The organism is Actinoplanes sp. NPDC051633, assembly GCF_040681735.1.
Taxonomy (GTDB): Bacteria; Actinomycetota; Actinomycetes; order Mycobacteriales; family Micromonosporaceae; genus Actinoplanes.
This window is the reverse complement of record NZ_JBFAZH010000332.1, coordinates 1-6,989: the sequence shown is the minus strand read 5'-3', so window position 1 is coordinate 6,989 and position 6,989 is coordinate 1. Positions and strand designations below refer to the sequence as shown.

Genomic DNA, 6,989 nt, shown 5'->3' with positions numbered 1-6,989 from the left:
CGCTGGGCGGCGAGGCCTCCGAGACGGCGCCGCTGTGGTGGGGCAGATACCCCTTCGGCCCGAAGGACGTGGCGCTCCGCATCGCGGTCCGCCTGGAGGACCTGCATGCGGCGGTCTACGCGCTGGGCGACGCGGCCCGCGGGGCGATCCCGTTCCGGGGATCGGCCGGCTTGGGCACCGTCCACGCGGTCCTGCCGGGCAGCCTGGAGCCGGAGCGCATAGAGGCGATAGTCGACGCGGTCCGCAACGTCCTGATGGCCCGCAGCGGCCGGGCGGTCCTGGTCGCCGCCCCGCCGGACCTGGCCCGCCAGCTGGACATGGCCCACAGGGAAGAGCTGTTCTAGCCCGAACCGAAAGCCCCCACCCAGCTGCCGGACGCCCAGGTGGCTGGCCGACGTCCGGGGGCGCCTCGGCCCGGCGCCAAAGTGGTAGGCCATCCACTCGCGGAGGGGCGCCTCGGGTGGCTGGGCTACCAATGTCGGGCGCGGCCCGCCGGGCGATCGAGAAGTGGTAGGCCACGGGCCAATCTCCGGTCGGGATGCCCGGCTGGGCTACCACTTTGGGGGCTTGGTTCACCGGGTCGCCGGAAGGTGGTAGGCCAGGGGTCTATTTCGGGTTCGGATGCGCGGCTGGGCTACCAGTGTCGGGCTCGGGCCGGCGGGTGAGCGAGTAGTGGTAGGCCACGGGCCTGTCTCTGGTCGGGATGCCCGGCTGGGCTACCACTGTGGCGCTCGGCCCGGCGAACGGGCGAATAGTGGTAGGCCATGCACCCGTGGAGGCGCGGTTCGGGTGGCTGGGCTACCACTGTGGGGCCTGCGCGGCGGGTGGGCGGAAAGTGGTAGGCCATCCACTCTCTGAGGGGTGACATGCGTGGCTGGGCTACCAGTGTCGGGGCTTGGCCCGGTGGGCTGGCCGGGAGTGGTAGGCCATGCACTCGCCGCGGGGCTCTCCGGGTGGCTGGGCTACCAGTGCCTGGCTTGGCCCGGCGGCGGGCCGAAGTGGTAGGCCACGGGCCCATCTTGGGTCGGGATGCACGGCTGGGCTACCACTGTGGGGCGTGACCCGGCGGGTCGGGCGGAGAGTGGTAGGCCACGGGCCTATTTCGGGTTGGGATGCGCGGCTGGGCTACCACTTCGAGGTGCGGCGCGGTTTTTGCGGCGTGGTGTGTCGAGCCGGTGCACGGGTGGCTACCGCTCATTCGGTCAGAGGGGCAGGCGCATCAGGACGCGGCCCGCGGAAGGGCGGTGTTGCACCGTGAAGCCGCATGCCTCGAAGAGGGGCTCCGTGCCGTAGTAGCGGTCCGACTTGTGGGGGCCGGCGCCTGCCAGCGGCATTGCCTCCAACGCCACGGCGCCGTTGCTGCGGCTGTGCTCGATCGCGGCCAGCAGCAGCCGGTGGGTGACGCCCTTACGGCGGTGACCGCTGCGGACGAAGAAGCACGGCAGCAACCACACGGTGTCGTCTTCGGCCCGGTCCCACGTCTTGGTCAGCGGTGAGCGCAGGAGGCGAGCGAAGCGCGACCGCGGACCCACCGCGCACCATCCGACGGTCGTCCCACCGTCGTCGTAGGCGAGCAACCCGCTCGGTGGATCCTCGCAACGTGCCTGCTCGGCGAAGCGGCGCCGGTTGCCGTCACCCCAGCCCGCGCTGACCTCGCTGGACTTCAGCCGCATGTACTGGCACCAGCACCCGCGCATGGTCGGGTTGCTCTCGAAGAGGTCGACCGCGCCGGACAACCGCCCGGCGTCAAGGGCGTGAATCTCCACCCCGGAAGCCTCACGCTCCCCGGCAATTTTGTCGACCATTCGAGTCACAGCGAGCGAGATTCGGAGTGCGGCCGGCATTGGGCAGGGAGCGGGTCACGCCACAGCTCAGCTCGACCGACGGCCGGCGCGGCTGGCGGGGTGGCGCGGCTGGCGGGGTGGCGCGGCTGGCGGGGTGGCGCGGCAGACCGGTGGCGGTGGCTGCCGGTCGGGCGGCGGGCGCGGGACCGACTTAGGGGACCGGGGCCGGGTCGTGGGTGGCCAGGATGTCTGCGGCCTTGTGGCGGGCGAATTTTGCCAGCGAGCCCACCGCGTACGACAAGTAGGCGAACTGGCCCATCTGCGCCACGTGCGTCAGCACCAGCTGCTGCGACGTCAGCCGGCGGGGCAACAGCGGCGCCCCCGCGCCCAGCGTCACCGGCGCCACGCCCAGGATGATCTCGTCGAGCAGGCCCAGGTCGGCGAACTCGCCGACGAACTCGCCGCCGCCCACCAGCCACACGTTCTTGCCCTGGGCGGCGACCACCATGGCGTCGTGCACCTGCTTGACGTCGCCGCTGATGAAGAAGATGTTCGCGTCCGGCACCGGCGGCAGGTCGCGATGGGTGAAGACCCAGCACGGCACGTCGCCATACATGTCGTGCCAGTTCTGCGGCTCCTCGAGCAGGTTGTCGTTCTCGAGGATCCACTCGTAGGTCGTGGCACCCATCGCGAACGCCCCGACGCCGGCGAAGAACGCGCCGAACGGGTTGTCCGTGCCCTCGTCGACCTCGAAGAGCCAGTCGAGCGAATTGTCCGGATCGGCGATGTACCCGTCGAGCGAGGTGGCCGTGTAGTACTGCGTCTTCACGACAATCACGATGCCACGGGCAGCGGACATATAGGGCAGAAACGAGTCAGGCCACCTCGTACGTTAGATAGGCGAACTGATGCTCCTGCCGCACCGACGTCAGGGTGAGCCGGTCGGAGAGCAGCCGGCGCGGCAGCAGCGGCGCTCCGGCCCCGAGCGTGACCGGCGCGACCCCGACGATGATCTCGTCGAGCAACCCGGCGTCGACGAACTGGCCGACCAACTCGCCGCCGCCCACGAGCCAGATGTTGCGGTCGCCGGCCGCAGCCCTCATGTCGGCGTGCACCGGCCGCACGTCACCCCGGACGAATCGGACGTCCACCCCCGGGACCGGCTCCAAGTCGCGGTTGCTGAAGACCCACGCGGGCACGTCGCCGTAGAACCTGTGCCACGCCGACGGGTCGGCGCGGAGGTTCTCGTGATCGATCACCCACTCCCAGGTGGTGCGGCCCATCGCGAAGGCGCCGACCCCGGCGAAGAAGGGCTTGAAGGCGTCGTTGCCACCGGAGTCGGCGTCGAAGAGCCACTGGAGCGAGTTGTCCTGATCGGCGATGAATCCATCGAGGGTCGTCGCGGTGTAGTACTGAGTCTTGGCCATGGTGGAGACCCTGCCACGCGGGTACGACACTTTTCAGGCGTCGTTGCGCAGCACCAGGATCGCGATGTCGTCCCGCGGCTCCTCGACCGAGAAGTTGATCGTCGTGGACCGCAGCCGGGCGGCGATGACGTCCGCCGGATACCCCGCCAGAGGACCCGCCGCATCCCGCAGCCGCGCGGTGCCGAACAGCTCCCGCCCGCGCCGCCGCTCGGTCACCCCGTCGGTGTAGAAGATCAGCGAGTCGCCCGGCCGCAGCGTCACCGCGACGTCCGGCGACGAGATGGTCTCCAGCAGCCCGAGCGCCGTGCCGCCCTCGCCGACGAAGGCCGTCTTGCCGTCCGCCCGCACCAGCACCGCCCGGTCGTGCCCGGCCAGGTGCAGGCAGACCGACAGGGTGCCGTCCGGCGACTTGGTCACCGACGCCATCGCGAGCGTGCAATACCGCCCGCCGCCGCGCTGCACGAGGGTCCGGTTGACCCGGCAGAGGATCTCGGTCATCGGCTTGCCGTCGTCGACCAGGATCCGGATCACGTCGCGGACCAGCCCGGTCACGGTCGCGGCCTGCACACCCTTGCCCGACACGTCACCGACCACGACGACCCAGCCGTCCCCGGCGGACGAGGGCACCACGTCGTAGAAGTCGCCGCCCACCTCGGACCCGGTCGGCACGTACTCCGCGGCGAACCCGACGCCGTCCACGTGCGGCAGCGCCGGCGGCAGCAGCGAGGCCTGGAGCGTACGCGCGACCTTGCGCCTCTCGTCGTGGATCCGGGCGTTGTCGATCGCCAGGGCGGCGCGGCGGGCCACGTCCTCCAGCACCGCCACCTCTTCGGCGTCGTGGCGGTGCCGGTGGTGCCGGCCCACCGCCAGCGTGCCGAGCCGCTGGCCACGCGCCACCAGCGGCACCGCGAAACCCTCCGCCGGCGCCCCGAACATCACCTGTGTGCCGAGCCGGGACGCCTCCTCGAGCCGGGCAAGCACCGAGTCGGGCCCCGACTCGGCGAGCGTGGCGTGCAGCTGCGGGACGGCCGCCTCGTCGGCGTGCGTGGCGGCGGCCAGCTGCAGCCGGCCCCACGTGTCGGTGGTGTGCACCGCGCACCACTGGCCGAGCCGCGGCACCACGAGCTGCGGGATCAGCGCCATCGTCAGGTTGACGTCGAGCGACTGGGCGAGCAGCTCGCTGGCTTCGGCCAGGAAGGTCAGCCAGGTCTGCCGGCGCAGGTCGGTGCGCCGCAGCCGGTCGTTCTCCAGGTGCAGCGACAGCCGCTCGACGACGATAGTGGCCAGCGGCCGGCCGTACCCGGTGGGGGAGGCGTCCAGCTCGAGCTCGCCGGTGTACGGCCGCTGCACGGTGAGCGGGATCCGGATGGTGGCCGCGTCGTCGCGGGGCGCCCGGCCGTAGCGGGCCAGCAGCTGCGCACCGGTGCCGTCGCCGCGGTCGAGGCGCACCACGCAACCGGCCGCGCCGGTCAGCCGGGACAGCCGAGAGAGCAGCTCGAGCGCGAAGTCGGCGAGCCCCTCGTCGGTGGCCCGCTCGGGGTTGACCTCGAGGAGCGCCGTCAACGCGCCGACCCCGGGCGCGTCCCCCTCGGGCACGGCGGCGGCCGGCACCGCCGACACCCCGGGTACGGACCCGGGCCTGTTCTCGAGGCGGAACCACACGCCCTTGCCGGTGCCCTCGTGCACGGTGCCCCAGCGGCTGGCGAAGTGATCGACCAGGAGCAGCCCGCGACCACGCTCCGCAACCTCGCCGATGTCCACGCTCTCGTTCCGCGGGCCGACCGCGAGCTGCTCGACCGGGCCGGGGGCGAAGTCGGTGACGGTGACCGTGAGCCCGGCCGGGTCGGCGGCCACCTCGATGTCCAGCTCGGTGTTGGCGTGCACCACCGCGTTCGTGGAAAGCTCGGTGGTCAGCAACAGAGCCTCGTTGAGCAGCGCATCCAGCTCTGCCTCCTCGAGCACCGAGCGGACCAGGGCGCGGGCGGCGGCGGGCGTACGCCGATCGTTGGGCAGCCGGACCCGGCGCACCAGCGCGCTCGGGGTTCCTGCCTCCACGGACACGACTGCATCCTCTCCTGTACCCCGCTCGATGCACAAAGCCGTGTCTCGCAATGACCCGCTCGGGCGAGGGATGATGAAGCACCTTATGACTGTCGACGGCGAGTGAGGACAGCATGACTGCGGCCAACAAGGTCAGGACCGGCGCGCCGGACGAGACCGCCCTGCTCGGCGAGCTTGCCGAGGCATTGCGGCGGGTCCGGCGCGGCGATCTCAAGGTACGCCTGCCCCGGTGGTCCGGCACCGCCGGCGAGGTCGCGGACGCGTTCAACGAGGTCGTCACGCTGCAGGAACGGCAGACCCTCGAGCTGCGCCGCATCGGCCGGATCGTGGGCCGGGACGGCCGCCTCACCGAGCGCCTCGACGAGGAGGGCCTGGACGGCGCCTGGGTCGACTCGGTGCGTTCGGTGAACTCGCTGATCGACGATCTGGGCCGCCCGACCACCGAGATCTCCCGCGTGATCGTGGCCGTGGCCGACGGCGACCTCTCCCAGCACATGGCACTCGAGATGGACGGACGACCTCTGCGGGGTGAATTCCTCCGGATCGGCCGCACGGTGAACACGATGGTGGATCAGCTGTCGTCGTTCGCCGACGAGGTGACCCGGGTGGCCCGCGAGGTGGGCACCGAGGGGGAGCTGGGTGGTCAGGCCGACGTCCGCGGCGTGGCCGGCACCTGGAAGGACCTGACCGACTCGGTCAACACGATGGCCTCCAACCTGACCCATCAGGTGCGGTCGATCTCGCAGGTGGCGACCGCGATGGCCCGCGGCGACCTGACCCAGCGGATCACCGTCTCGGCCCGCGGCGAGGTGGCCGCGCTCTCCGACACTATGAACGGCCTCACCGACACGCTGCGCCTCTTCGCCGAGCAGGTGACCCGGGTGGCGCGCGAGGTGGGCACCGAGGGCAAGCTGGGCGGCCAGGCGCAGGTGCCGAACGTGGCGGGCACCTGGAAGGACCTCACCGACTCGGTGAACTCGATGGCCTCCAACCTGACCAGCCAGGTCCGCAACATCGCGCAGGTCAGCACGGCGGTGGCCAACGGCGACCTGTCGCAGAAGATCACGGTGGCCGCGCAGGGCGAGATCCTCGAGCTCAAGGAAACCGTGAACACGATGGTGGATCAGCTGTCGTCGTTCGCCGATGAGGTCACGCGGGTGGCGCGCGAGGTGGGCACGGACGGCCGGCTGGGTGGTCAGGCGCAGGTGCGGGGAGTTTCGGGTACGTGGCGCGACCTCACCGAGAACGTGAACCAGCTGGCCGCCAACCTGACCGCCCAGGTCCGCAACATCGCGCAGGTGTCGACGGCGGTGGCCAAGGGTGACCTGTCGCAGAAGATCACGGTGGACGCGCAGGGCGAGATCGCCGAGCTGAAGGACACCGTGAACACGATGGTGGATCAGCTGTCGTCGTTCGCCGACGAGGTGACCCGCGTGGCCCGCGAGGTGGGCTCCGAGGGCAAGCTGGGTGGTCAGGCCCAGGTGCGCGGTGTTGCGGGTACCTGGCGTGATCTGACCGACAACGTCAACTACATGGCGTCGAACCTGACCAGCCAGGTCCGCAACATCGCCTCGGTGACGACGGCGGTGGCCAAGGGCGACCTGTCGCAGAAGATCACGGTCGACGCCCGCGGTGAGATCCTGGAGCTCAAGTCCACGGTCAACACGATGGTGGATCAGCTGTCGTCGTTCGCCGACGAGGTGACCCGCGTGGCCCG

At 71.1% G+C, this 6,989-nt stretch carries 5 protein-coding genes and 1 pseudogene; 2 read left to right on the top strand and 4 right to left on the bottom strand.

The window, feature by feature from the left end; translation table 11 throughout:
• Positions 1 to 344: pseudogene (locus AB0M20_RS19570) on the top strand (FAD-binding oxidoreductase); the annotation flags it as partial.
• A gap of 858 nt (positions 345 to 1,202) precedes the next feature.
• Here the strand turns inward: AB0M20_RS19570 and AB0M20_RS19565 are convergent.
• From AB0M20_RS19565 to AB0M20_RS19550, 4 genes are all read right to left on the bottom strand, one after another.
• Positions 1,203 to 1,766, bottom strand: coding sequence for a GNAT family N-acetyltransferase (locus tag AB0M20_RS19565; protein WP_364299984.1), 564 nt, complete (start codon positions 1,764 to 1,766; stop codon positions 1,203 to 1,205).
• Between the two features lie 229 nt (positions 1,767 to 1,995).
• Positions 1,996 to 2,643 carry a dihydrofolate reductase family protein gene (locus AB0M20_RS19560; protein ID WP_364299982.1) on the bottom strand — a complete coding sequence of 216 codons (648 nt, stop codon included), beginning with the start codon at positions 2,641 to 2,643 and terminating at the stop codon, positions 1,996 to 1,998.
• A gap of 16 nt (positions 2,644 to 2,659) precedes the next feature.
• Entirely contained in the window at positions 2,660 to 3,211 is a 552-nt protein-coding gene (locus AB0M20_RS19555; RefSeq protein ID WP_364299980.1) for a dihydrofolate reductase family protein, read from the bottom strand.
• Positions 3,212 to 3,244: 33 nt separating this feature from the next.
• Positions 3,245 to 5,272: a SpoIIE family protein phosphatase gene (locus AB0M20_RS19550; RefSeq protein ID WP_364299978.1), complete on the bottom strand. Its 2,028-nt coding sequence runs from the start codon at positions 5,270 to 5,272 to the stop codon at positions 3,245 to 3,247.
• A gap of 113 nt (positions 5,273 to 5,385) precedes the next feature.
• Here AB0M20_RS19550 and AB0M20_RS19545 point away from each other — a divergent pair.
• The coding region (locus AB0M20_RS19545) for a HAMP domain-containing protein (RefSeq protein WP_364299976.1) at positions 5,386 to 6,989 on the top strand (1,604 nt) is incomplete at its 3' end.